This window comes from Blattabacterium cuenoti, from assembly GCF_014252275.1.
In the GTDB taxonomy this organism is placed as follows: Bacteria; Bacteroidota; Bacteroidia; order Flavobacteriales; family Blattabacteriaceae; genus Blattabacterium; species Blattabacterium cuenoti_O.
In genome coordinates this window covers 254,851-281,697 of the sequence record NZ_CP059214.1, presented here as the reverse complement: position 1 = coordinate 281,697, position 26,847 = coordinate 254,851, and the positions used below count along the sequence as shown (strand labels likewise).

The 26,847-nt window shown below is 30.1% G+C and carries 25 protein-coding genes and 2 tRNA genes; 18 read left to right on the top strand and 9 right to left on the bottom strand.

What is annotated here, in order from left to right:
- Nucleotides 1–43: 43 nt before the first annotated feature.
- Nucleotides 44–2,053: an NAD-dependent DNA ligase LigA gene (gene ligA, locus H0H42_RS01335; protein ID WP_185868733.1), complete on the bottom strand. Its 2,010-nt coding sequence runs from the start codon at nt 2,051–2,053 to the stop codon at nt 44–46.
- 289 nt (nt 2,054–2,342) lie between these two features.
- Here ligA and mnmE point away from each other — a divergent pair, with 289 nt between their 5' ends.
- The 15 genes from mnmE to mtaB all read left to right on the top strand — a co-directional run bounded on the left by mnmE (nt 2,343) and on the right by mtaB (nt 17,322).
- A complete protein-coding gene (gene mnmE, locus H0H42_RS01330; protein WP_185868732.1) occupies nt 2,343–3,773 on the top strand; it encodes a tRNA uridine-5-carboxymethylaminomethyl(34) synthesis GTPase MnmE in 1,431 nt (476 codons plus the stop codon).
- A 7-nt stretch (nt 3,774–3,780) separates the two neighbouring features.
- Nucleotides 3,781–5,301, top strand: coding sequence for a glutamate--tRNA ligase (gene gltX, locus H0H42_RS01325; protein WP_185868731.1), 1,521 nt, complete (start codon nt 3,781–3,783; stop codon nt 5,299–5,301).
- A gap of 64 nt (nt 5,302–5,365) precedes the next feature.
- On the top strand, nt 5,366–5,713 hold the full coding sequence (gene rpsF / locus H0H42_RS01320; RefSeq protein ID WP_185868730.1) for a 30S ribosomal protein S6: 348 nt from the start codon (nt 5,366–5,368) through the stop codon (nt 5,711–5,713).
- The gene (gene rpsR, locus H0H42_RS01315; RefSeq protein ID WP_394798843.1) at nt 5,710–6,027 is read left to right on the top strand and encodes a 30S ribosomal protein S18; all 318 of its coding nucleotides are present in this window, start codon (nt 5,710–5,712) and stop codon (nt 6,025–6,027) included. The genes rpsF and rpsR overlap by 4 nt, the downstream gene beginning before the upstream one ends.
- 13 nt (nt 6,028–6,040) lie before the next feature.
- Entirely contained in the window at nt 6,041–6,496 is a 456-nt protein-coding gene (gene rplI, locus H0H42_RS01310; protein WP_185868729.1) for a 50S ribosomal protein L9, read from the top strand.
- A gap of 174 nt (nt 6,497–6,670) precedes the next feature.
- The gene (locus H0H42_RS01305) at nt 6,671–7,510 is read left to right on the top strand and encodes a prephenate dehydratase (RefSeq protein ID WP_185868728.1); all 840 of its coding nucleotides are present in this window, start codon (nt 6,671–6,673) and stop codon (nt 7,508–7,510) included.
- Complete coding sequence (locus H0H42_RS01300) at nt 7,507–8,661, top strand: pyridoxal phosphate-dependent aminotransferase (RefSeq protein ID WP_185868727.1); 1,155 nt, start codon at nt 7,507–7,509, stop codon at nt 8,659–8,661. The genes H0H42_RS01305 and H0H42_RS01300 overlap by 4 nt, the downstream gene beginning before the upstream one ends.
- Nucleotides 8,658–9,506 carry a prephenate dehydrogenase gene (locus tag H0H42_RS01295; RefSeq protein ID WP_185868726.1) on the top strand — a complete coding sequence of 283 codons (849 nt, stop codon included), beginning with the start codon at nt 8,658–8,660 and terminating at the stop codon, nt 9,504–9,506. The genes H0H42_RS01300 and H0H42_RS01295 overlap by 4 nt, the downstream gene beginning before the upstream one ends.
- 15 nt (nt 9,507–9,521) lie before the next feature.
- Nucleotides 9,522–10,610, top strand: coding sequence for a chorismate mutase (locus H0H42_RS01290; RefSeq protein WP_185868725.1), 1,089 nt, complete (start codon nt 9,522–9,524; stop codon nt 10,608–10,610).
- A gap of 38 nt (nt 10,611–10,648) precedes the next feature.
- A complete protein-coding gene (gene metK / locus H0H42_RS01285) occupies nt 10,649–11,899 on the top strand; it encodes a methionine adenosyltransferase (RefSeq protein WP_185868724.1) in 1,251 nt (416 codons plus the stop codon).
- Between the two features lie 8 nt (nt 11,900–11,907).
- Nucleotides 11,908–12,699 carry an enoyl-ACP reductase FabI gene (locus H0H42_RS01280; protein ID WP_185868723.1) on the top strand — a complete coding sequence of 264 codons (792 nt, stop codon included), beginning with the start codon at nt 11,908–11,910 and terminating at the stop codon, nt 12,697–12,699.
- A 39-nt stretch (nt 12,700–12,738) separates the two neighbouring features.
- Nucleotides 12,739–13,398 carry a ribulose-phosphate 3-epimerase gene (gene rpe / locus H0H42_RS01275; protein ID WP_185868722.1) on the top strand — a complete coding sequence of 220 codons (660 nt, stop codon included), beginning with the start codon at nt 12,739–12,741 and terminating at the stop codon, nt 13,396–13,398.
- Nucleotides 13,395–15,284, top strand: a complete 1,890-nt coding sequence (gene dnaG, locus H0H42_RS01270) for a DNA primase (RefSeq protein WP_185868721.1) — start codon at nt 13,395–13,397, stop codon at nt 15,282–15,284. Before rpe ends, dnaG begins: the two co-directional genes overlap by 4 nt.
- 68 nt (nt 15,285–15,352) lie before the next feature.
- Nucleotides 15,353–15,997 (top strand): peroxiredoxin, encoded by a 645-nt coding sequence (locus tag H0H42_RS01265; protein ID WP_185868720.1) that lies wholly within the window; start codon nt 15,353–15,355, stop codon nt 15,995–15,997.
- Nucleotides 15,991–17,322, top strand: a complete 1,332-nt coding sequence (gene mtaB / locus H0H42_RS01260; protein WP_185868755.1) for a tRNA (N(6)-L-threonylcarbamoyladenosine(37)-C(2))-methylthiotransferase MtaB — start codon at nt 15,991–15,993, stop codon at nt 17,320–17,322. Before H0H42_RS01265 ends, mtaB begins: the two co-directional genes overlap by 7 nt.
- Before the next feature lie 22 nt (nt 17,323–17,344).
- Here mtaB and lipB read toward each other — a convergent pair whose 3' ends face one another.
- Nucleotides 17,345–18,040 carry a lipoyl(octanoyl) transferase LipB gene (gene lipB, locus H0H42_RS01255; RefSeq protein WP_185868754.1) on the bottom strand — a complete coding sequence of 232 codons (696 nt, stop codon included), beginning with the start codon at nt 18,038–18,040 and terminating at the stop codon, nt 17,345–17,347.
- 59 nt (nt 18,041–18,099) lie between these two features.
- Here lipB and lysS point away from each other — a divergent pair, with 59 nt between their 5' ends.
- Entirely contained in the window at nt 18,100–19,587 is a 1,488-nt protein-coding gene (lysS, locus tag H0H42_RS01250) for a lysine--tRNA ligase (RefSeq protein ID WP_185868719.1), read from the top strand.
- Between the two features lies 1 nt (nt 19,588).
- On the opposite strand, the gene H0H42_RS01245 is transcribed toward lysS, so the two are convergent.
- A complete protein-coding gene (locus tag H0H42_RS01245; RefSeq protein ID WP_185868718.1) occupies nt 19,589–20,554 on the bottom strand; it encodes an amidohydrolase family protein in 966 nt (321 codons plus the stop codon).
- Between the two features lie 361 nt (nt 20,555–20,915).
- Between H0H42_RS01245 and H0H42_RS01240 the strand changes: the two genes are divergently transcribed.
- Nucleotides 20,916–22,106, top strand: coding sequence for a pyridoxal phosphate-dependent aminotransferase (locus H0H42_RS01240; protein WP_185868753.1), 1,191 nt, complete (start codon nt 20,916–20,918; stop codon nt 22,104–22,106).
- 8 nt (nt 22,107–22,114) lie between these two features.
- Here the strand turns inward: H0H42_RS01240 and H0H42_RS01235 are convergent.
- From H0H42_RS01235 to H0H42_RS01220, 4 genes are all read right to left on the bottom strand, one after another.
- A tRNA-His gene (locus H0H42_RS01235) sits at nt 22,115–22,189 on the bottom strand.
- A gap of 28 nt (nt 22,190–22,217) precedes the next feature.
- Nucleotides 22,218–23,294: a diphosphomevalonate/mevalonate 3,5-bisphosphate decarboxylase family protein gene (locus H0H42_RS01230; RefSeq protein WP_185868717.1), complete on the bottom strand. Its 1,077-nt coding sequence runs from the start codon at nt 23,292–23,294 to the stop codon at nt 22,218–22,220.
- 18 nt (nt 23,295–23,312) lie between these two features.
- Complete coding sequence (locus H0H42_RS01225; RefSeq protein ID WP_185868716.1) at nt 23,313–24,707, bottom strand: dicarboxylate/amino acid:cation symporter; 1,395 nt, start codon at nt 24,705–24,707, stop codon at nt 23,313–23,315.
- Between the two features lie 65 nt (nt 24,708–24,772).
- Nucleotides 24,773–24,843 (bottom strand) — tRNA-Gln (locus H0H42_RS01220).
- A 112-nt stretch (nt 24,844–24,955) separates the two neighbouring features.
- Between H0H42_RS01220 and rpsP the strand changes: the two genes are divergently transcribed.
- The gene (gene rpsP / locus H0H42_RS01215) at nt 24,956–25,294 is read left to right on the top strand and encodes a 30S ribosomal protein S16 (RefSeq protein ID WP_185868715.1); all 339 of its coding nucleotides are present in this window, start codon (nt 24,956–24,958) and stop codon (nt 25,292–25,294) included.
- Here rpsP and truB read toward each other — a convergent pair.
- A complete protein-coding gene (gene truB, locus H0H42_RS01210) occupies nt 25,291–26,028 on the bottom strand; it encodes a tRNA pseudouridine(55) synthase TruB (protein ID WP_185868714.1) in 738 nt (245 codons plus the stop codon). The two genes, rpsP and truB, sit on opposite strands and share 4 nt — an antisense overlap.
- Entirely contained in the window at nt 26,025–26,831 is an 807-nt protein-coding gene (locus H0H42_RS01205; protein ID WP_185868713.1) for an undecaprenyl-diphosphate phosphatase, read from the bottom strand. Before H0H42_RS01205 ends, truB begins: the two co-directional genes overlap by 4 nt.
- Nucleotides 26,832–26,847: the final 16 nt, after the last annotated feature.

The window sequence follows — 26,847 nt, the reverse complement described above, 5'->3', positions numbered from 1 at the left end:
TACTAGGGACCATGGGGCCATTTTTCTTTTGAAATTCATGGATTCAATTTTCTAAAATAGGTGGTAATTTTTTTGTTCGTATCATTTGTATAAAATGATCTTCTGTCAAAATTGTTATATGATTTTTCTTCATACTTTTTTCTAGTTTAGATCCACAATTTTTTCCTATAATTATAAAGTCAATTTTGTTATTGACCGTATTAAAGACCCTTCCTCCTAAGGATTCTATCATTTTTTTTGATTGATTTCGTGTCATACATGATAACTTTCCTGTAAACACAAAAGAGGTTCCTGAAAGAGGCAATGATTGATTTTTAGTAGGAGATAATTGTGAAACATGTAATCCACATTGTATAAGACGTTGAATCATTGCTAGGTTTTCTTGTTTAGAAAAAAAATTGAGAATACTTTTTGCAATTTCTTCCCCCACCCCATGAATTGCTAACAAATCTTCATAATTTGCAGATATTAACTCATGGATATTTGAAAATTTTTCTGTTAATTTTTGGGAAATATGTTCGCCAACATAACGAATGCCTAAAGCGTATAAAACTTTATGGTAAGGAGTATTTTTAGAAATTTGAATATTGGTAATGATCTTGTTTGCCAATCCCTCTTCGATTCCTTCTATTTTAAGTAGATCAGTTTTTTTTATTTGAAAAAAATCAAAAAAATTAGATACAATTCCGTGTTGGTATAATTTTTCAATTATTTTATGACCAATATTTTTTATATTCATTGCTCTATCGTTGGAAAAATGTTTTAATTTCATGATGATTTTAGAAGAGCAATTATCGTTATGACAATAATACAATTCCTTTTTCTTGATCAATAGACTCTTGCATGATGGGCATTTTTTCACAAAACAAATAGGAAATGAACTTTTTAATCGCTTTTGTTTATTGATGGTTTTTATAATCGGAATAATGTCACCTCCTTTTTCCAATAGGATTGTATCACTATGATGCAATTCTTGTTTTTTAATAAAACGATGATTATATAAAGAAACGCGTCGAATTACTGTTCCAGAAATGGAAATTGGATGGACTTGAGCGACAGGCGTGATAATTCCCGTACGTCCTACTTGAAAATTCATATCGATTAATTTAGTTTCTGATATTTTTTTTTGTCGAAACTTATATGCAATTGACCAACGAGGATATTTTTTGGTATATCCCAATATGCATTGTTGTCGATATTCATTTACTTTGATTACGATTCCATCAATTTGATAAGGAAGGAGGGATCGAGAGGTTTCCCAATAAGATAGAAAATGAAAAACTTCTTGTAAATTGTGACATTTACAGAAATGTTCTGGGACGATCAATCCCCATGTTTTTAGAGTTTTCAAGGATTGATATTGTTCTTTTTCCAATCCTATTGCATGAAATGTTACATAAGAAAGATGTTTTTTATAGATTTGATTACGATTTTTTAGTATGCCACTGGCAGTATTTCTGGGATTAGAATATAGAGATTCTCCATTTTTTATACGATTTTTATTAATTTCTCTCAAATTTTTTATAGAAATAAAGATTTCCCCTCTTATTTCTAAATAAGGAGGATATAAGGGACCAGTCAATTTCATGGGGAAATTGGGAATATTTTTGATATGTTCCGTAACATCTTCTCCTTGTTTTCCATTTCCACGAGTTATTGCATGTGTTAATATGCCATTTTCATAAATTAAATTGATAGAAACTCCATCATATTTGAGTTCACATGTAAATGAGAAATTTGTAATGGATTTTCTCATTCTTTGTTCCCAAAGAATTAATCCTTCTTTAGAAGAACAATTTTGTATTGAATACATCTTGTATTTGTATGTATACCTTTTAAAGGGACCTTTATTTACTGGAAATCCAATTTTAATAGTTGGCGATTCCGAATGGGATAAATGTGGAAACTTTTGTTCTAAATCATATAATTCTCTCATTTTTTTATCAAAATCCCCATCCGATATCTTGGATTCATCAAAATTGTAATATTGATCATTGTATTCCGATAATTTTTTTCTTAGTTGAGATATTTTTTTCTTAATTTTTTTATCCATAGTTTTTTTTTATTTTTTATTTCAAGGAAAATCCCTTCATTCCATGCTATTTTTCACCTTTTTTGGATAAAAGATCTTCCTTTTGATTCTCCTATTTCCATTTGGGAGAATACAACATGTACGTATGCGATTTTTTTAGATAAAATACAATTCTTTTGTAAATTAGAAAATGACAAAAAATGCCAATTGATAAGTAAGAAGGAATAATCAATAAATAATTGACTTAATTAAGTAATTAATTTTTATGTATAAATACAAATTCAATCCATATGAAATATTTTAAATAAATATGTTAAAGGAGGATACTACTATTATTGCTCTTGCTACTCCTTTTGGAACCAGCGCGATTTCTGTGATTCGCATTTCAGGAAAGGATTCCATTTCTATGATTAGCAAGCATTTTCATGCTATGAAAATGGGGAAAAAACTCTATAAACAATCGACACATACAATCCATTTAGGATATATTCAAGATGATAGGGATCAATACGATAGTTTCAATCACGAACACGAACATCAATCATTTTTAGATCAAGTATTAGTTTCGATTTTTAAAGCGCCATTTTCTTATACAGGAGAAAATATGGTCGAAATTTCTTGTCATGGATCTGAATACATTCAACAAAAAATTATTCAATTTTTGATTCGTAAAGGAATGCGTTTAGCATATCCTGGAGAATTTACTTTCCGTGCTTTTATGAACAAGAAATTAGATTTATCACAAGCTGAAGCCATTTTTAACCTGATTTCATCGAAGAATGACTTATCACATGAAATTTCGTTACAACAAATTAAAGGATCCATCTATGAAATCATTCAAAATTTAAAAAAACAATTACTTCATGTTTCTTCCTTGTTGGAATTGGAATTGGATTTTGATGAGGATCATCTAGTGGGGAGAAACAAAGAAGATATTGATGATGTTTTAAATCAATTGAAAACGACCCTCTCCAATTTAGTAGATTCTTTTTCATTAGGAAATGCAATCATCCAAGGAATTGGTGTGGTAATTATTGGAGAAACGAATGTCGGAAAATCGACGTTTTTTAATCAAGTAATTCAAGAAGAACGGTCCATTACCTCTCCTATCAAAGGAACAACAAGAGATTTTATCGAAGGGACGAGAATGTTAAGGGGAATTCTTTTCCGTTTTTTAGATACCGCCGGAATTAGAAAAACGGAGGATGAGATCGAACAAATGGGAATTCAAAAAACCCTCAAACAAATTGAAACATCGACCGTGATTCTCTATATTTTAGATTCTTGTATGAAAAAAAAACAACAAAAAAAAATATTTTTTGACGTAAAAAATCTTCAAAAAGAATATCCTTCAAAAACAATTTTTGTCATTGCCAATAAATCGGATATTTCCTCTTTTCATGATTGTTATGGAATCAAAGATCATGTTTCTTACTTTTTTGAAATTTCTTCGAAAAATCCAAGGGATATACAAAAGATTATTAATACTTTAGAAAAATTCATTATTGAACAATTCAACCATTACAAAGTGGTTGTAATACAACATAGACATTACGAAGCATTTCGATTGTCATTAAAAGAAATAAAGGAGGCCGATGATTCCTTTAACAAAGGAATTTCAGAAGAAATTATCTCTATACATCTTAAGAGAGCATTACAGCATTTAGAAAAAATCACGGGAAAAATTACTAGTGAAGATATATTAAATAATATTTTTTCTCAATTTTGCATTGGAAAATAAAAATTTTATGTCAAATCATTCATCATCAGTAAGAGTTCGCTTTGCTCCGAGTCCTACCGGACCTATTCATTTAGGAGGGATACGAACGGCATTATACAACTATCTTTTTGCTAAAAAGTGTAAGGGTACATTTATTCTAAGAATTGAGGATACAGACCCGAATCGATTCGTAGAACATTCAGAAACGCATATCTTAGAATCATTAAAATGGTGTGGAATACTACCTGATGAAGGAGTGGGATGCGGAGGATCATCGGGTCCTTATTATCAATCTCAACGGGGAAATATTTATCGATTTTATATTCATCAATTATTACAAAACGGTCATGCCTATTATGCTTTTGATACGGATCAAGAAATTGATCAAAAAAAAAAAGAATGTCAAGATAGAGGAATTATGTTTTCCTACAATCATAGATTCCGAATGGAATTAACTAATTCTTTAACAATGACAAAACAACAGTTACATAGCAAACTCCAGGAGGGCGTTCCTTATGTGGTTCGATTTAAAATTCGACCTGGAAAAATATTAAACATTCGTGATCTTGTACGAGGAAATATAGTCATGCATACAGAACATTTAGATGATAAAATTTTGTTAAAGTCGAATGGAATGGCGACGTATCATTTGGCTAGTACTATTGACGATTATTTAATGCGTATCACGCATGTCATTCGAGGATCAGAATGGATTCCTTCTATGTTTTTACATGTTTTATTATATCGATCTTTTGGATGGATTTCTCCTCATTTTGTTCATCTTCCTCTCATTTTAAGAAAAGATGGAAAAGGAAAAATTAGTAAAAGGAATCTAGATGGAAATTTTCCTGTATTTCCCATTCAATGGAAGGACCTCGAGCATAACAAAGTTATTCCTGGATATAGAGAATTAGGGTATTTTCCAGAATCATTTGTCAATATGTTGGTATTATTAGGATGGAATCCAGGTAAAAAAAAAGAAATTTTTTCTTTACATGAATTGGAAGATATGTTTTCTTTGAACAGAATAAAAAAATCCAACGTATTTTTTGATATCAAAAAATCCATTTGGTTTAATAAACAATATGTATGTAAAAATAAACAAAAAGTTTTGTTTTTTTTATATGAAAAATTAACAAAACGTTCCATTTTATATAAAAAAAATTACGTAGTCAAAGTGATTGATTTAACAATAGATCGAATTTATTTTATTCATGAAATATGGAGCCATACTTTTTATTTTTTCGTTTCCCCACATACATATGATATCTCTTGGTTGGAGAAAAAAGATAAACATTTTATTATTTCTACCTTGAAAAATCTTTATCATGTATTGTTCCATATGGAGGATTCATTAGAAAATATCAAAGGGGAATTTTATAATAAAATCAAGGAAGATAAAAAACGATACATTATGCAGATGATGCGATTAGCTCTCATAGGATGTTTAAAAGGGATTGATCTTATCACAATTATAAGAATGATAGGAAAAGAAGAAAGTATGAAAAGGATCCAAAAATTGATTGATCACCTCAATGAAAAAATATAATAATTTTTTTGAAAAACGAACATAAAGATATAGATTTACACTTTTATAAAAAAAGATATTTTTAATGTTGAGACATTATGAAAATATACTCGTCATCACCCCGATTTTATCTGATGATCAAGCCAAAAAAACTGTAAAGGAGTATGAAAATTTTTTAATACAACAAAAAGGATCCATTATCCATCAAGAACATTGGGGATTAAAAAAATTAGCATATCCGATTAAAAAGAAACAAAGCGGTTGTTTTCATTTATTTGAATTTTTATTTCCTTCAAATTTAATTTACGAGTTAGAAATAAAATTCAAACAAGATGAGCGTATATTACGTTTTTTGACGGTAAAATTAGATAAATATGGGATAGCATATGCCGAAAAAAGAAGAAAAAATTTAAAAAATCGTGAAGAAGTATGATGATATTTTTCCCGGAAGATGAGAACAATTCCTCAAAAAAGGAGAAAGAAAAAGAAAGTGAATTAAGATATTTATCTCCTATCAAAATAGAAACAAAAGTAATAAAAAAATATTGTTATTTTGAAAAAAGAAACATTAAATATATAGACTATAAAGATCCGGATTTTTTAATAAAATTTTTAAATGAACAAGGGAAAATATTACCTCGTCGTATTACCGGTACTTTACAAAAATATCAACATAAGTTAAATTCAGCCATCAAAAGATGTCGACAAATTGGTTTGTTACCTTTTATTACAGACGATTTGAGATAAGTATAATAACAGCATGAAAATTATCTTAAAAAAAGACGTAGAAAACTTAGGATTTCAATATGATGAATTGGATGTAAAACCTGGTTATGCGAGGAATTACCTCATTCCTAAAGGATTTGCAGTTCCTGCGTCTCCCGGATATATTAAAAATATTCAAGAAATATTTAAACAACGAGCTAAAAAAGAAGGTTTTTTGATTGAGCAATCGAAAAACATAGAAGAAAAATTAAAAGAGGTGGTTTTAACCATACCAGTAAAAGTTGGAAAAGAAGGAAAACTTTTTGGGTCCATCAACAATCAACATATTGTGAAAATTTTAAAAGAGGAAAAAGGAATTTCGATAGAAAAAAAATTTATTCGCATTCCGGGAAATAAGTCTATTAAAACGATTGGAAAGTACTATGCAAATATTCGTTTGCATAAAACATGTGAATTCGTTTTAAAATTTCAAATTATAGAACGTTCGTAAGATTCTATTCTTTTTTGTAAGGAATATCAATCTTAGAAACGAGGTCTTTGGATTGTTCGTCCACCATTTAGAAGATAATTGCATGAAATGGAATAATTCTTTATCTTTGGAGTGAAGTCTTTTTGAGAAAATCAATGTTTTTCAATTTTCAATGCTGATATTTTTCTTTGTTTCATGAAAAAGATCGCTATACAAGGAGTGAAGGGGTGTTTTCATCATGCTGCGGCATCGAGGTATTTTCAAGGATGTCATTTTCATTTGACGGAATGTTCTACGTTTAGGAAATTGGCGTTTTCGGTCGCTAATTCAAATGTAGATATAGGAATTATGGCCATCGAAAACACAATAGCAGGAACTATTTTATCCAATTACAGTCTATTATCGGAATATAATTTAAAGATCGTCGGAGAAGTTTATATGCCCATAAACCATTATTTAATGGCATATCCTGGACAAAAAATAGGAGATATCAAAGAAATCTATTCTCATCCAATGGCAATTTTACAATGTGAATTATTTCTTGATGCACATCCCCATATGAAAATTTCCGAATATTCGGATACTGCTTCTGCAGCAAAATATATTGCTTCATGCAAAAAACGAGGAATTGCGGCTATTGCCTCCGAAATGGCCGCAAAAGAATATGGGTTGGAAATTATTTCCGAAAATATACAAACCGTTACAAAAAATTTTACAAGATTTTTTGTAATTACCAGTCATTATGTGAATCGTAAATGTTATTTTAACAAAGCTTCATTAACATTCAAAATATTGCATACGATTGGGAGTTTATCTCATATATTAAGTTTTATATCCAATCTTGGAATCAATATGACAAAAATACAATCTATTCCAATACTCACAAGACCTTGGGAATATACGTTTTATATCGATTTGATATTTAATAATATCAAAAATTATCATAGAATGAAACAAGACATTCAAAAAATTCCTTGTCTACATCAATTATCAATTATGGGAGAATATCAAAACGGGATAATTAGAATATCATGATTGCAGTAGCAAAAAGAATGCATAAAATATCGGAATATTTTTTTTCAAAAAAAATACAAGAAATTCAAGAACTAGAAAAGAAGGGAATTGTTGTAATTAATTTAGGAATTGGAAATCCAGATCTTTCTCCTCCCAATGGAGTGATACAAAAAATGAAAGAAGCCTCGGAACGTTCTTATGCTAATTCATATCAAAGTTATATTGGAATTGATCCCTTACGACAGGCAATTGCTCAATGGTATCATCACATGTATCAGGTATGTATAGATCCTCAAAAAGAAATTTTACCTTTAATGGGATCTAAAGAAGGCATTATGCAGATCAGTATGTCCTATTTAGAAAAAGGAGATCAAGTCTTAATCCCTAATCCTGGATATCCCTCATATTCATCTATTTCCCATCTTTTAGGAGCAGAGATTATTTATTATAATCTTGATGAAAAAACCCATTGGATTCCTAATCTAAAAGCATTAGAATCTATAAATCTATCTAAAGTAAAGATCATGTGGCTCAATTATCCACATATGCCTACTGGTGCAGTGATTTCCTGGAAGGAATTAAAAAAAATCGTTCATTTTGCAATAAAAAAACGAATTTTATTAGTTTATGATAATCCTTATAGTTTCATATTGAACAAAACGCGTTATTTAAGTATTTTTAATATAAAAGAAGCGAAAGAAATTGCGTTAGAGTTAAATTCTTTAAGCAAAAGTTACAATATGCCTGGATGGAGGATTGGAATGGTTATAGGAAAACATAAGTTTATTAAAAATATTTTAAAAGCAAAGAGCCAAATGGATTCTGGAATGTACTATCCCATACAAATGGGTGCGATAGAAGCCATGAACCATAGAATAGCATGGTTTCGAACCTTGAATAAGGAATATGAAAAACGTCGAAAAATTATATGGAAAATCTGTGATTATCTATCTTTAGATTATTCGAAAGAATGTTCGGGAATTTTTGTTTGGGCAAAATTAAAAGGACCCTCAAAAAATGAGGAAAAATGGTCGGAAGAATTTTTCAAAAAATATCATATATTTATTACTCCTGGAAGGATTTTTGGAGATAATGGAAAAGGATACGTAAGGTTTTCTATCTGTTGTCCTATAAATATTTTATATCAAGCTAAAAAAAGAATTATTTCATGAATATTGGCATTATCGGATTAGGGTTGATTGGGGGGTCAATGGGGTTAAATTTGCGAAAATCTAATTTTGCACATTCCGTGTTCGGAATGGATGCAAATCCAACAAATGCATCGCATGCCGTTAAATTAGGAATTGTCGATAAAATTCTTCCTTTAGAGGATCTTTTATTAGAGTCCAATATTATCATTTTATCGATTCCAGTAGATGCCATTCAAAAAATACTTCCTAATATTTTGAATAAAATTTCAAATAGTTCCGTAGTTTTGGATACAGGGTCTACGAAACAAGATTTATGTAAGAGTATTCTTCATCATCCTCAAAGAAGGAGATTTGTGGCAACACATCCCATTGCAGGAATTGAACATTCTGGACCTATGTTTGCTGATTCCGATCTTTTTTTGAAAAAAAATTGTATTATTTGTGATGCTCAATTCAGTGATGGTGAGGCCTTATCTCTTGTAAAACAAATCTATTCTACAATGAAAATGCGAATTATTCACACAACTTCTGAAGAACATGATTTGTATATTTCTTATATTTCGCATTTACCACATGTTCTTTCTTTTTCTTTAGCACGTACCATCTTAAAAAAGTTTTTCAAAAAAGAAAAAATAGTAAATACCATGATGGGAAGTGGATTATATTCTACTATACGTTTAGCTAAAAGCAATCCTAAAACATGGCTACCGATCTTTGCATCGAATAGAAATAATATGATTCAGGCAATCAATGGGTATATCCATGTTTTAGAAGAATTTAGATATTATTTATTAAACAAAAAATTTCATGAAATTTTTCATTATCTCAAAAAAGCCAACAGTATAAAAGATAAAAAATATGTGTAAATTAAATATTTCGTGATGGAAAAAGATATTTTAAATAAAAATATAGATAGATCATGGGTTGATAATAATGATCAACCATTCATTATATCAGGACCTTGCAGTGCAGAAAATGAAAAGCAAATTTTAGATACGGCACAAAGATTGAAAAATATTCAATATGTTCGAATTTTTCGTGCAGGGATATGGAAGCCTAGAACAAAACCCAATAATTTTGAGGGGATTGGTCAAGAAGGGTTAGAATGGATGAAAAAAGTCAAGAAAAAGACTGGAATGCTGGTGGCAACCGAAGTAGCGAATGCAGAACATGTAAAATTATGTTTATCTTTTGATATTGATGTTCTTTGGATTGGTGCAAGAAGTACAGCAAGTCCTTTTACCATTCAAGAAATTGCCAATGCTCTTGAAGGAGATCGAGATAGGATTGTCTTAATCAAGAATCCGATTCATCCTGATATAGATTTGTGGATAGGTGCGTTAGAACGTTTATTCATGAAAGGGGTAAGAAAGTTAGGAGTCATTCATCGGGGATTTTATACGTATAAACATTCTCAATACAGAAATACACCTTGTTGGGATGTGATTTCAAAATTTAGAGAGATGGTTCCAGATGTTCCCATTATATGTGATCCTTCACATATTTGTGGAAATAAAATAGGATTAATTGATATCATGAAAAAAGCATTTCATTTTCAATATGATGGATTAATGATTGAAAGTCATTGTGATCCCATTCATGCTTGGAGTGATGCCGATCAACAGGTGACTCCAGAGCATCTTTTAGACATGTTACAAAAAACCATCAACAACGTTGAAGAAGATCCTAAAGGAAGTGAAATAAACTTAAATTCTTTAAGAATTTTTATTGATGAAATAGATGAAAATCTGATTTTTCTTTTATCAGAAAGAATGCATATTGCCAAAAAATTGGGGAGTATTAAAAAATCTTCAGATATTGATACACTTCAACCAGATCGTTGGAAATCTGTTATGGATAAATCCATGAATTTAGGCAGGAGTTTAGGTCTTTCTGAGAAATTTTTAGAAGGAATTTTTCAACTTTTACATCAAGCCTCTATTAATGTTCAAAATACCATCAGAGAATAAAGAAAGAAGGATTGAAGGAATAAAGAATAGTCAAAAACATGTCGTATTTATTTACCAGTGAATCTGTCTCAGAAGGTCATCCTGATAAAATTTCCGATCAAATATCGGATGCAATATTGGATCATTTTTTAGCAAATGATCCATATGCTAAAGTTGCTATAGAAACATTAGTAACGAACGGACAAATTATTATTGCTGGAGAAGTTCATTCTTCAATCTTCATCAATGTTCAAGAAATTGCTCGTAACCTTCTTCGAAAAATAGGATATATCAAACACGATTATAAATTTCATGCAGATTCATGTGGAATTTTTTCTTCTATTCAAAAACAATCCTCAGACTTACGTGAGGGAATTTATAAAAAAGAAGAAATTGGTGCGGGAGATCAGTGTATTGTTTTTGGATATGCTATCAAAGAAACCGAGAATTACATGCCTTTATCATTAGAATTATCTCATCATGTACTCAAAGAACTTTCTAAGATTAGAAACGAAGGTAAAGTCATGACGTATTTACGTCCCGATGCAAAGTCACAAATAACTTTAGAATATTCAAAAAAACATATACCTTTTCATATTCACACGGTAGTCCTTTCTACACAACACGATGAATTTGATTCAAAAGAGAAAATGCATCAAAAAATTGTACAAGATGTACGAAGTATTTTGATTCCAAGAGTGAGAAAAAATTTTCCTTATCCCAATATGCATCAATTATTTACGGAAAAAACAAAATATTATATTAATTCTACGGGAAAATTTGTGATTGGTGGTCCTCATGGAGATACTGGATTAACGGGTAGAAAAATTATCGTGGATACTTATGGAGGAAGAGGGGCTCATGGTGGTGGTGCATTTTCGGGAAAAGATCCATCAAAATTGGATCGTTCAGGAGCATATGCCGCACGTCATATTGCAAAAAATATGGTTGCTGCAGGAATATCGAAGGAATTATTGATACAAATTTCTTATGCCGCAGGCATTTCACGACCGTTAGGAATATTTGTGAATTCCTATGGAACATCAATTTTCGATGATGCATCCATTGCATTGCATATTAGGGACAATTTTGATTTACGTCCTTATGCCATCGAAAAAAAATTTCAACTTCGTCAACCAATATATGAAGAAACCTCAGTATATGGACATATGGGAAAAACCCCGAAGAAAGTGTTCAAATATTTTCCAGGAATTTCAGGAAATACAATCAAAAAAGAAGTAGAACTTTTCCCATGGGAAAAGTTAGATTGTATTCCTATGATACAAGAAATTTTTCATTTAAAAAATTAAATACGAATATGTCTTATAATTTATTACAAGGAAAAAAGGGAATTATCTTTGGTGCATTAGATGAGCATTCTATTGCTTGGAAAGTAGCAGAACGTGCTCATGAAGAACAAGCTCGTTTCATATTAACCAATACGCCAATTTCTCTTAGAATGGGAAGACTTCATGAATTATCTCATAAAACAAAATCGATGATTATTCCTGCCGATGCTACTTCTCTTTCGGATCTTGATATGTTATTTGAAAAAACATTAGATTTTTTTGGAGGAAAAATTGATTTTTTATTACATTCCATTGCGATGTCTGTAAATATAAGAAAAGGAAAGAAATATCCTTATTTAGATTATGAATTTTTACGAAAAGGATGGGACATTTCTTCCGTTTCTTTTCATAAAATTATGAAAATAGCTTGGGAAAAAAACGCAATGAATAAGTGGGGATCTATTGTTGCTTTAACTTATATTGCTTCTCAACGAAGTTATCCATGTTATGGAGATATGTCCGATTACAAATCTTATCTAGAAAGCATTGCAAGAAATTTTGGATATTATTGGGGAAGGGAAGAAAAAGTAAGAGTCAATACGGTTTCACAATCTCCTTGTATCACGAAATCTTCCAAATCAATTCAAGGATTTAATAATTTTTATATGTTCTCCGATCAAATCTCTCCATTAGGAAATGCTTCTTCAAAAGATTGTGCAAATTATATCATTACATTATTTTCGGATTTAACTAGAAAAGTTACGATGCAAAATTTATATCATGATGGAGGGTTTTCTAACACAGGATGGTGGGAAAAATGATCATATAGAAACACGTAATTTCCTAATTATAAAACAAAGATGAAAAAAATTATAGCTCCATCATTGCTATCTTCTAATTTAGCTTTTTTATATCGAGAGATCGAAATGATTAATCATAGTGAAGCCGATTGGGTCCATGTGGATATTATGGATTCTTCCTTTGTTGATAATATTTCATTTGGATCATTATTTGCAAAATTTGTCAAAAAATATATTCATAAACCCATGGATGTTCATTTAATGATTTTTCAACCGGAAAGATATGTAGAACAATTTAAAAATAGTGGTGCCGATCATTTACATATTCATTACGAAGCGTGTATGCATTTACATCAAACCATTTTTGCTATTAAAGGATCCGGATTAAAAGTTGGTGTGGCGATCAATCCACACACGTCTGTATTTCTTTTGAAAGATATTATTAATGATATAGATTTTGTGTTATTAATGAGTGTAAATCCTGGTTTTGGAGGACAAAGGTTTCTTTCTCATACTTATCAAAAATTAGAAGAAACTAAAGATCTCATCTTAAAGCACAATTCCTCTGCACTTATTGAAGTGGATGGAGGGATTAATTTAGAAAACGCTTCTTTATTGTTTAAAAATGGTGCAGATATATTGGTATCAGGAACTACTATTTTTTCGGATGAAAATCCGCAAAGAATCATTCAAAAAATGAAATTAGGATATTCCACATGATTTCTTATGAAGAAAAAAATAAAATTCTATCGGCTGTTTGTATCGAAGAGGTCATTGGGGATTTTGTAGAATTGAAAAAAAGTGGATTGAATTATAGAGGATTGAGTCCATTTTCTGAAGAAAAGAATCCTTCATTCATCGTTTCTCCTATAAAAAAAATATGGAAAGATTTTAGTTCTGGAAAAGGGGGCGATGTGATTAATTTTCTTATGGAACATGAACGATTGAATTATGTAGAATCCTTACGTTATTTAGCTCATAAATATCATATTGATATAAATGAGAAGGTAGGAGGCATTTCTTTTAATGAAAAGGATCGAAAAAGGAAACAACAGGAAAAAATATTATATCTAATGCAAGATTATGCAAAAAATTTTTTTGTTCATCAATTATTTCTTACTCAAGAAGGAAAGAAAAATGGATTGTGTTATCTCATAAACAAAAGAGGATTTAAAATGGATGTTATCAAATCTTTTGAATTAGGATATGCACCGGTTTCTTGGACATCTTTAACACGTAACGCATTAAAAAAAGGATTTAAATTGCAACAATTAATATCCTCGGGATTAACTTCATATAGAAGAAGTAATTATTTTGATTGTTTCCGTCAACGGATCATGTTTCCTATCCATAATCTATCAGGAAAAATCATTGGATTTGGAGGTAGAAATATCGATGACACGTCTCGTTATGCGAAATATATCAATTCTTCAGAAAGTTCTATTTTTAAAAAAGGGGAAATGTTATATGGTTTATTTCAGTCTAAAAGAAACATCTTGAAAGAAAATTTTTGTTATGTGGTGGAAGGATATACCGATGTGATGGCTTTGCATCAATCAGGAATAAAAAATGTAGTTTCTTCTTCTGGAACCGCATTAACCATAAATCATCTTCGATTAATTAAAAAATTTACAAACAATATTGTCATTTTTTATGATGGAGATTATTCAGGAATACAAGCAACTTTGAAATTAATTGAAACCATATTAGATCATCACATGAATTTACGTATTGTATTCCTTCCTGATGGAGAAGATCCGGATTCCATCTCTAAAAAATATTCTCATACGAGCATACGATCTGTTTTAATAAAGAATAGTTACCATTTTATTTCCTTTCAACAAAAAATATATGAAAAATTCTATCTAGATGATCCAATAAATAAATCCTGTTTTACAATGAAAATATTAAATGGTTTATCGAAAATAGGGAATGTTTTTCAAAAAGTATTCTTTTTACAAGAAGCTGCCAAGATTCTTAATCTTCGTAAAGAATTTCTTATTTCTGAATTATACAAAATGCAAAGAAAAAAACAGAATCTTCAAAAAAAAAAGGAATCCCTAATGCAAAAAATACCGGTGAAACGTCAGGAAAGAAAAAAGAATTGTTTATTTAAACAGGATGGATCTCCACTTCTTCTTATTGAGAAAAAAATCATTAAATTAATTTTAATATACGGACACAAAAAATTGAAAAAGGAAGGAGGGACCATTACAATTGGGGAAAAGTTGTTACAATTTTTCCAAAAGAAAAAACAAACAATACGTTTTTTATCCAAAAAACATGAACATTTATTTTCCACGGTATGTTCTCATACAAAAAATAAAAAGAGTTTGTTGGATGGAAAAAATAATGAACCTGTTCATTCATTATCCACATGGAATCTAAAAAAAATGGGATTTTCTTATGATGAGGATCATATAGAACAATATCTCGATGATCTTTTATTGAGATATCAATCTTTATACATTTCACACATAATAAAACAAAAAATGGACCATTATATAATGAATAAAAATTCCGATCGTAAATTTTTCTTAAAAACCATCATGGATTTAACACATCTTAAAAATGAGATTCTTAAAAAATTACATCGTTATGTATGATAAATGGTTTTTTAATGTTTTGAATATTTTTTGTTAAATTCGTTGCATTATAAATTGGTTGGAATAAGATGAAAACTTTAATTTCAAAAAAAGCTCCGAATTTTACAGCGAGTGCCGTATTAAATGGAAAAGATATTGTGCATAATTTTACATTATCACAATTCAAAGGAAAGAAGTATATTCTACTTTTTTTTTATCCTAAAGATTTTACTTTTGTCTGTCCTACAGAAATTTTTGCCTTTCAAGAAAGAATACAAGATTTTGAAACGAAAAATGTGCAAATCATTGCAGTTTCCACCGATACAGAATATTCTCATTGGACCTGGTTACAAATGCCAAAAGAAAAAGGTGGAATTCGTGGAATCACTTATCCGATGGTCTCTGATATCAATAAGACTATATCATATAACTATGGGGTATTATCTGGAGATTGGATTTGCAATGATGAGAATGATAAATGGGAAGTTCAAGGGGAATTGATTGCATATAGAGGATTATTTATTATAGATAAAAAGAGTATTATTCGCCATCTTTTAATTAATGATCTTCCTTTAGGAAGAAATGTAGAGGAATCGCTTCGTATGATTGATGCTCTTCAATATTTTGAAAAAAGTGGTGAAGTATGTCCAGCTAATTGGAAAAAAGGGAAACAGGCCCTACAACCCAATCCTCGTGGAGTAATCGATTTTTTTCATAAAAAGAAAAAATCTTGAAAAAGAAAATTGCATTTTATACAATGGGATGCAAACTCAATTATGCAGAAACCTCCACTATCTCAAGAAAATTTTCTGATTCTTTGTATCAAAAGGTTTCTTTTAAAAGTTTTGCAGATATTTACATTATTAATAGTTGTTCTGTTACGAACAATGCAGAAATAGAATTTCAAAGAATTGTTCGATATGCTAAAAATCAAAATGCAAAATCCATGATTGTAGCTATCGGATGTTATGCTCAATTGAATCCTGAAAAGGTCTATTCTGTGATAGGAGTCGATCTGGTTTTAGGTTATGAAGAAAAATTTCATATTATAGAATATCTTCATAACGAAAGAGTTGGATTATTAAAAAATAAAATTTTTTCTAAAATAAGAAGAAAAAATTATAATTTTTTTCCTTCCTTTTCTGTAGGAGATCGAACACGATCTTTTTTAAAGATCCAAGATGGATGTGATTATAAATGTAGTTACTGTATTATTCCGATGTCAAGAGGTCCATCACGTTCTGAACGTATAGAAAATATATTAAAAAACATTGATATCCTTTTGAAAAAGGGAGTCAAAGAAATTGTATTAACAGGAATTAATATTGGAGATTATAGAGTAGGACAACGTCGTTATAAATTTTTCGATCTGATCAACATAATAGAAGAAGATCAAAGACAAAGAACAGACAAAGTACGTATACGTTTATCTTCTATTGAACCGAACTTATTAACCAAGGAATGTATTGAATTTGTATCTAAAAGTCAATGTTTTGTTCCACATTTTCATATTCCTTTGCAATCGGGTAGTAATGAAATTTTAAGAAAAATGCATCGTCGTTATAAAAGAGAATTATATCAAGAAAAAATTCATTATATACGAGATCTCCTTCCCCATGCGTATATAGGTTCCGATGTTATTGTCGGATTTCCTGGAGAAACACATGAGAACTTTTTAGAAACTTATTTGTTTCTAAAAACATTAGACATCTCCTCAATGCATATATTTTCTTATTCTCCAAGACCTAAGACAAAATCGATGATGATTCCCGAAAAAATATCCAGAACGACTCAAAAAAAAAGAAGTCGAATGTTGAGATTACTGTCCAATAAAAAATATAGATTGTTTTGTACACGACAAATTTTTAAAAAAAAAACTGTATTATTTGAAAAAATACGAAAACATCATCCATATATTTATGGGTATACCGAAAATTATATTCGCATAAAAATCCATAGGAATGAATTAGATTCATCTAAACGCATTGAAAATACCTTACAAAAGGTATATCTGAAACAAATGGATAAGGATAACATTATGATCGCAGAAATGATATAGAAAGTCATAAATCTTTTTTGTTTTATTTTCTGGAAATTAATTGTACTTCAAAAATTTCTTGAAAAGAAATTTTGATTTTTTGTTTTACCTCATGAAAAGAAATATGATCGTTTTTTATTTCCTTTCTCAAGGAAGTCACTTTTCGATTTTGAGAAATTCCACAGGGAATAATATAATTAAAATATTGTAAATCTGTATTTACGTTGAAAGCCAATCCATGCATGGTGGCCCAACGACTCATACGAATTCCTATCGCACATATTTTTCCATGATTGACCCAAACTCCAGTATATCCTTTTTTTCTTAATCCTTGAATTCCATAGTTTTTCCATAAAAAATGGATAATGACTTCTTCTAATTGACGAAGATATTTATCAATGTCTTTGAAGAAATAATTCAAATCTAAAATAGGATATGCAAGTAGTTGTCCAGGTCCATGATAAGTAATATCTCCTCCTCGATCTATCTGATAAAGATTTGCGTGGATATGTTTTAAAAAATCTAAGGAAACAAGTAAATTTTTTTCTTGTTTTCCATTTTTACCGATGGTATATACATGATGATTATTTTCAACAAAAATCAAGTATCCAACTTCTTGAGAAGAAAGATGATTTTTCTTTTTTTTTATAATGTTGTAAAACAATGTTTTTTGATAATTCCAAGTGCTTTCATATTCCTGTTTCCCCAAATCTTCGAAAAAAATGATTTTTTGATCCATCGTTAATTTATATAATAAAAAAAACAAATGTACCTTCATTTTTTTTAATACATATACTTATGTGCGTTCTATCCGAACAACAAATTATAAGAAGAAAAAAACTCAAAAAGTTGCGTTTATTGGGAATTAATCCATATCCTTCAGAAGAATATATCGTTACGACTACTATCAAAAAGATCAAACAATCTTTTCAAGAAAATGAAAAGGTTAATATAGCTGGGAGATTAATGCGTTTACGCATTTTGGGAAAAGCATCGTTTGGTGTACTTCAAGACCATACAGGAAGTATCCAAGTTTATTTCAAAAAAGATCATTTTTTTTCGGATAAAATCGGAAAAATAGAGGCCTACCAAGTTTTATTCAAAAAATTGATAGATATCGGAGATATCCTAGGAATCCATGGATTTTTATTTAAAACACAAATGATGGAAATCACAATACATGTGAACCAACTGACTTTATTATCTAAATCTATACGACCTTTACCACAAGTCAAGGTGGATAAAAATAAAAAACAAGTGTATGATGCGTTTACGAATGTTGAGCAACGGTATCGTATGCGTTATGTCGATTTAATTGTCAATGACCATGTAAAAGAGGTCTTTATTCAACGTACTCGCATCATACAAGAAATAAGGAAATTTTTAGATGAAAAAGAATATTTAGAAGTTGATACTCCTGTATTACAAACGATTCCTGGAGGTGCGATCGCTCGTCCTTTTATTACATATCACAATTCCCTTGGAATTCCTTTGTATTTACGTATTGCGAATGAACTTTATTTAAAACGACTGATCATTGGTGGATTTCATGGAGTATATGAATTTTCGAAAAATTTTCGAAATGAAGGAATGGATCGTGTTCACAATCCAGAATTTACCGTTTTAGAGCTCTATGTTGCTTATAAAGATTATTATTGGATGATGGATTTTACAGAAACACTAATGAAGTGTATTTTTAAAAAATTTTCATCCAAACAGCACGTTTCTATCGATAGACCATTCCCACGTATTGCAATATTAGATTCTATTAAAAAATATACAGGATTAGACATCCCAACCATTGGAAAAAAAGAATTGCTTCAATTCTGTAAAAACAGTTGTCATATGGACGTAAATGAACAACAAAGTAAGTCTAAAATCATTGAAGATCTTTTTGAAGAAAAGTGTGTAAAACATTACATAAATCCTACTTTTATTACGGATTTTCCATTAGATACAAGTCCATTAGCGAAAAAACATCGTGATAAAAAACACGTAACAGAGCGTTTTGAATTGATTATCAACGGAAAAGAAATTGCCAATGCTTATTCAGAACTTAATGATCCCATTGATCAACTGGATCGTTTTCAAAAACAAATCAAATCGAACGATCAAACAAATGAATCAATGTTTCTTGATCAAGATTTTTTACGTGCTTTAGAATTTGGAATGCCACCTACGGCAGGAGTCGGTATAGGAATTGATCGTTTAGTAATGTTGATTACTGATCAAACGTCGATTCAAGATGTATTATTTTTTCCTCAAATGCGTCCGGAAAAAAGATAATTCATTTTTTTTCTAATCCTAAAACTTTCAATCCATTTACTGTCGCAATTTGGACTAAATGATCAATATTATAATAATGACAAGCTTCTAACATCACACGTAATTCCATCCAAAGATTTCCATCTGAAAATGGTTTGTATATATCACAAATATTATCCGTTCCAACAGCAACTAAAATTCCTTCAGAAACCATTTCATCGACTGGGGTAATCGCATTATGAGTCGGAGTTAAATATTCATTTCTTACATGATCAATCCAAGCGATGGGACACGAGATGACCATTAAATTTGCTTTTTTCATAATCCTATAAATGTGAAAACGATAAGATTGATAATGTGAAGCCAAAGAAATACTATGGATAGCTACTACACGTCCTTGCATTCCATGTTCAATGGTTTTTTTTGCTAATTGTTCGGTTTCTTTTTCTTTTCTACTATTCAATTGATCTACATGAACATGGACCATTTTTCCTTTAATTTTTGCGGTTTGCAGTACCATATCGAGGTGTTCATTTTCTCTTCCTTCGTCTTTGGCAGGTAATCCACCGATAATATCGACAAACTCTAATGATTTTTCAAACCAATATTTTGCATTCTTGTCAAGCACACCTTTCATGACGTGATTTGCAAAACAAATTTGTATATCCCTTCCATAATTTTTTTTTAGTTTTTGAGCGGCTTTTAATGCACGATCTTCAATAAGTTCGTCTACATCAATAAAGGTACATAACGCTTGTGTTCCTTGTATTAAAAAATATTCTAATGCCTTTTCCATACGGATGTAAATATCCTCCTCTGTTGATAAACGTTTCATTTCGTCGACTAAATACCATTTTTTTTTTAGGGGGTAATAGGCATATCGAAAATTTTTTTTTGTTAAAGTATATGCTCGATCTAAATGTGCATGAGCATTTACCCAGCCTCCTTTTTGTTTTACTTTTTTCATGAAAATTTTTTTGAGATTCATATGTGGATTCTTTATCATAATTTACAGTACAAATTACTTTTTTGTCATTAAATCAAAAAAATGGAATGGTCCATTCTTTTCTTAATAATTTCTATTCGAATAGAAATTATTCTACAAAAAATGTTATCAACGAATTTTTTATAAAAACACTAAAAAATACAGTTACGATAATCCATAAAACAAAACATAACATCGCTATTATAATGTTTCAAAAACTTTATGAATTACATAAAAATCATCTAATGTTCTTCAAAAGAATCAATTCATTTTATTCTATCTATCCTAGATGTAGGAAGGAAGGAAAATGAATTATCAACAAATTTCTTTAGATTTGTATGGCATTTCAAATTGTATTTCATTCATGAAAGATAGATTATCCTATCGTTTGAAGAATATATCTTATTCACAAACTATAGCAATGTCATCCAAAGCGAGAGCAATGAAAAAAAAAGGATATGACATTATTAACTTAAGTTTAGGAGAACCGGATTTTTTACCTCCTGATTTCGTTTTACATGCCGCAAAACAAGCCATGGATGATGGATATCATTATTATACCCCTGTTTCTGGATATTTGGATCTTAGAGAAACGATATGCGAAAAATTCTCTAGAGATAATCGATTAAAATATACTCCATCTCAAATTGTTGTTTCCACAGGTGCAAAACAATCGATTATAAATGTACTTCTTTCTTTGTTGAACAAAGACGACGAAGTCATTATTCCTGCTCCTTATTGGGTCAGTTACTATCAGATGGTGAAGTTTTGTGAAGCGTATCCCGTTATCATTCCTACACATATGAAGAATGATTTTAAAATTACCCCAGAACAACTGGAAAGTTGTATTACGGAGCGAACAAAATTATTTATTTTTAGTACTCCTTGCAATCCTACGGGAAGTGTGTATTCTTATGAAGAATTAAAAAATTTGTCAAAAATTTTTAAAAAACATCCACAAATCATGATTTTATCCGATGAAATTTATGAGCATATTTATTATGGAAAAAGTCATCCTATTAGTATAGGAATTTTTCATGAAATCTATCCTCAAGTAATTACATTAAATGGAATCTCAAAAGCCTTTTCTATGACAGGTTGGAGAATTGGATATATAGGTGCACCAGAATGGATAGCACAGTCTTGTGATAAAATTCAAGGACAAATGACCTCTTGTGCAAATTCTATTGCGCAAAGAGCAGCTATTGCAGCATTAAAATCTCATCCCAAAAGCATAGGGTATATGATCAAAGAATTTAAAAAACGAAGAAATCTAGTTCTTGATCTGATTCAAGAGATTCATGGAATTCAATGGAATAAACCCCATGGATCTTTTTACATATTTCCGAATATTTCTTCTTTTTTTGGTAAAGAGATTCATGGGGTGATCATTCAAAATGCTAATCAATTTGCGGAGTTTCTCCTTGAAAAAATTTATGTAGCAACCGTTAGTGGAAGTGCTTTTGGAGATCACGAATGTTTACGCATTTCGTATGCTTCATCCGAAGCAACCATCATCGAGGCATTTATGAGAATAAAAAATCTATTGAATTAATCTTTTTGGGTGGACGACCGGATTCGAACCGGCGACCCTCAGAACCACAATCTGATGCTCTAAACCAACTGAGCTACGTCCACCATATCAAAGGAACAAATATAAAAAAAATTAGAAACAAATGCTTTCAATAATTTTTTTACAATAGAACATTAAATCGTGTTTGATCCATTTTCCAATGAACAATCGCTCGTTCATAGGGTATAAAAGATGGATATTGGCGCCTGCATCCAATGTGAAATAAACATTCTTTTTACTTTGTATTCTCAAATCCCATACCATGTGAATAATTTGTACCGTATTCGGTTTCATCCATAAAAAATAGGGATTAGATGTCATGATCATAGCATGTAAGGTCAGGGCTTCATGTTCAATTAATTTTCCAAACTCTTGAAAATCTCCCATTTCTAATATGGAGATCATGCAATCCATATTCTTATTTGCACATTTAAATCTTTCTTTAGCATAAGGATGAGTATTCATTAATTGGTGTCCTTGCGTACTTAGAATTTTTTTGGGTGTTTCATCGATGATTAAAATTGTATCGATCAGGTTTTGAAAAATAGAATGGATCTTATATGGATATGGAATCGCATAAAGATTGTTACTTCCTATGATAGATTTATGATTTCCCCAAACCACTAATCCAGGATATACCGATCGACAGGCACTTCCAGATCCTAATCGAGCGAGAAATGATGCTTTTTTTAAAAAAAAACTGTGTGTTAAAGAGGGAACTAATTGTTTTTCCATTTCCATGATACAAAGGGCTAAAGAACTCATAAATGACGCGGAAGAAGCAATCCCACTACTGTGTGGAAAGTTATTATAAGTTTCTATCGTAAAATGATAATCTCGTAAATAAGAACAATAGGAAGAAATTCTATAAAAAAATACCAATATTTTTTTCCAAAAAATGAATTTTTTTTTTCCGAAAAAAAAAAATTTTACGGAAAAATTTTTTTTGTATGGAGGAGTTTTTACATGATACCTTAGTTTGGTACCTGTAAATACTTTTTCTAAGGAAAAACTAATAGATGAATTTAAAGGGATTTGAAGGGTATTTGTTTTTTTCCCCCAATATTTGATCAATGCAATATTGGAAGAACTTCTTTTGAAGACTTCTCCTTCTTTGTTGTTTGATATAGCATATTGATTTTTATGCAAAAAAAAATCCTTTTCTTTCAAATTCAATAAAAATTGAAATTACAAATTTGTTTTATCCTTCTTAATATAATCTAACATTTTTTGATCGTTAAACTCTCCTTCAGAACGAGCAATCACACAACTAGCTAATCCATTTCCTATAACGTTAACGGTGGTCCTCGCCATATCCATTAATTCATCGATTCCAATAATTGCTAATATTGGCCAATTAGGTAATCCAAAAGAGGCAACCGTTGCCAAAAGAATAACTAACGAAGCTCGGGGAACACCTGCAACCCCTTTACTAGTTAAAATTAATGTTAAACCAATAAATATCTGCTTACTAAAACTTAATGGAATTCCAGCCGCTTGTGCTACAAAAACCGTTGCTAACGATAAATAAAGAGTCGTACCATCTAAATTAAAACTATATCCAGTGGGAATGACGAAAGCAACAATTTTTCTAGGAACTCCTAATTTTTCTAAATTCTCCATCAAAAGAGGTAAAGCCGATTCGGAACTTGTCGTTGCAAAAGCTAACGAAACAGGTTCGGTAAGTGCTTTCACAAATCCCTTGAGAGGAATTTTAATCCAAAGAAGGATAGGAAATAGTACCACGAGTAAAAAAACAAATAAGGCAATGTACAGAGTCAGTAATAATTGGAATAAATTATACAAAATTTCCAATCCCATATGCCCTACCGTATAAGCAATTGCCGAACCCACCCCTATGGGAGCAAAATACATGATAATTTTTGTAAACTTAAACATAATCTCTGAAAGACTCTCTGAGAATAATAAAAGGGGATTTCTCTTGTTTTCATCTAAAAAAACCATGGAAATGCCAAATATCACAGAAAATACAACAATTGGAAGAACATCACCATGATAAATTGCCTTAATAAAATTTTCTGGAAATACATGAAGAATGGTTTCTTGCCAAGTTTTACTTTCTATTTTTGGTAAATGTTGCTCATGGATTCCCGAAGGAATTGCTATCCCCACACCCGCTTGAGATATATTGATAGCAATAAGTCCAATGAATAATGCTAACGTAGTAACAACTTCAAAATACAACAAAGATTTCCAACCCATACTTCCTAATTGCTTAATATTGGAATGACTGGCAATCCCAACCACTAAAGTGGAAAATAGAATAGGAGCAATAATTGTTTTTATCAATCTCAAAAATATTTGAGATAAAAATCTGAGTTCTACAGCAATTTTGGGAAGATCTAATCCTATTTCGATTCCTATAACAATAGAGAGTAAAATCCAAGTGGTTAAATCTTTTTTTAGAAATGCATAGAGAATGAAAAGAAAAATAACAAAACATCTCATCATGCAAAGAGTAACTTTATCCAAGTATAAAAAATTCCTTAATACATGGAAAAATATACAAGATATAACACTTAAAAAAGCGAAAAATAATACTTTTTCTTTCTTTATATTCATGATCAATACTCATTTTGAGAAATTCAACATATATCAAAAAAAAGGATATAGATAGAAAACGGTAACAGACCCGCAGGGACTCGAACCCCAACTAACAGAACCAAAATCTGCTGTGCTACCGTTACACAACGGGTCTACGGAAAATGTAAATATATACCATTTTTTTTCAAAAACATCATAATTATATTTAAATTTAGATGACTTTATAAAAAGGTCATTTTATTGTTTTGTGTAAAAAATTTGAATTTATGTCCGTTAAAATACGTTTAAAAAGAGTTGGAAAAAAGCATTACCCTCTTTATCATATAGTGGTTTCAGATTCTCGTTCTCCACGAAATGGAAGGTTTATAGAAAAAATAGGAAGTTATAATCCACATACCAATCCTCCTTCTACCGTATTGAATATTCAACATGCGTTATCATGGTTGATGAAAGGTGCAAAACCAACAAATACAGTCAAGTCTATTTTTTCTAAAAATGGTGTGTTGCTCAAAAAACATTTATTAGAAGGGGTCAGAAAAGGGGCCTTTACTCATGAAGAATCTCAAAAAAAATTTGATATATGGTATAAAAAACATCGTCTTTAGAATACATAACAGGGATATTTGTTGGAAATTTGTAATTTCATGACAACTTTCATGTCTTTACGATTGATCGAATACTTACCGATACGTTCTCTCCTCAAAGAAAGAAGATATGATGTACTCTTCAGTGCTATTCCAAAATCCTTTGCCAAAGATCGTATATACGTTCCTTTTCCACATTCTATAAAAAATTTTATGTAAGGGATTCGTATTTTGATCGTACGAAACTGATAAATGGTAATTTTTCTCGATCTAATAAAATCCATTTTTTCTCCAAATCTAGCATATTTATAAAATCTTTTTCCTTTTTTTTTTAATGAAGAAAAAGAAGGAGGAATTTGATGGATTTCTCCTATGAATTGTTTCGATACGGTTTCAACAAGATGGGGTGTAATATGTGAGATAGAAGAAAAATTGTATTCGTTCGTTTCGGAATCAAAAGAAGGGGTTTCACAACCCAATTTAATAATTCCTGTATAAATTTTTCTGTAACAATGAATCTCCTCGGTTTTTTTTGTTTTTTTTCCAAGCAGAATAATTAATAGTCCTGTTGCAAGAGGATCCAAAGTTCCAGCATGTCCTATTTTTAAAGAGTTCTTATTATGGATTGTAGGAAATGAATTGATAAGAAAATTCTTCATTTTCTTTACCACTTCGAACGAAGTCCATCCCCATGGTTTATCGACTAAAAAAATTTTTCCCTTTTGAAATTCCGAGAAATGTAAATATTCAATCAAAATATTTTTATTGGTTTAATGAAATAATGTATAATAATGAGAAAAACACCAAAAATCATCCGATAATATCCAAATAATTTCAAATTATTTTGTTGTAAATATTTCATAAAATATTTGATAGCAATTATAGAGGTAAGAAAAGAAAATACATTTCCCAATAATAAAATATTGACTTCTCTATGAAAAGAACAAAGGGCATTTTGATGATCTATGTAATAGTCAAATAATTTTTTACATGTAGCTATTCCAATAACTGGAACAGATAAAAAAAAAGAAAATTCAATGGATTTTTCTCGACTTATATTTTGCATCATACAAGAAACAATAGTGATCGCACTTCTTGAAATTCCTGGAATAAAAGCAAGACATTGAAATAATCCTACGATAAAAGACTGATAATAAGTGATATTTTGACTATTTTGATGCGATATTTTTTCATAAATATGTTCGCATTTTAAAATTACGATTCCTCCTATAAAAAGAGATAAAGCAATGATGATCGGATTTTTGATAAGAAAATCAGTCCTATGTTGTAAGAAAAATCCCAGTATGCATACGGGACACATGGCAATTAATATTTTGATATAAAAATGCCAATATTGAAAAAATATTTTTTTTCTATATAAAAATAGAATTGATAGAATAGATCCAAACTGTACCGAAACAAGAAATAATTTGGTTATTTGATCATCTATTATTCCTATCATGGAAGCAATAAGGATCATATGTCCTGTTGAAGAGATGGGAAAAAACTCTGTAATTCCCTCAATAATTCCTAATAAAATAGATTGAAGATAGTTCATTGTTTATTCATAATTC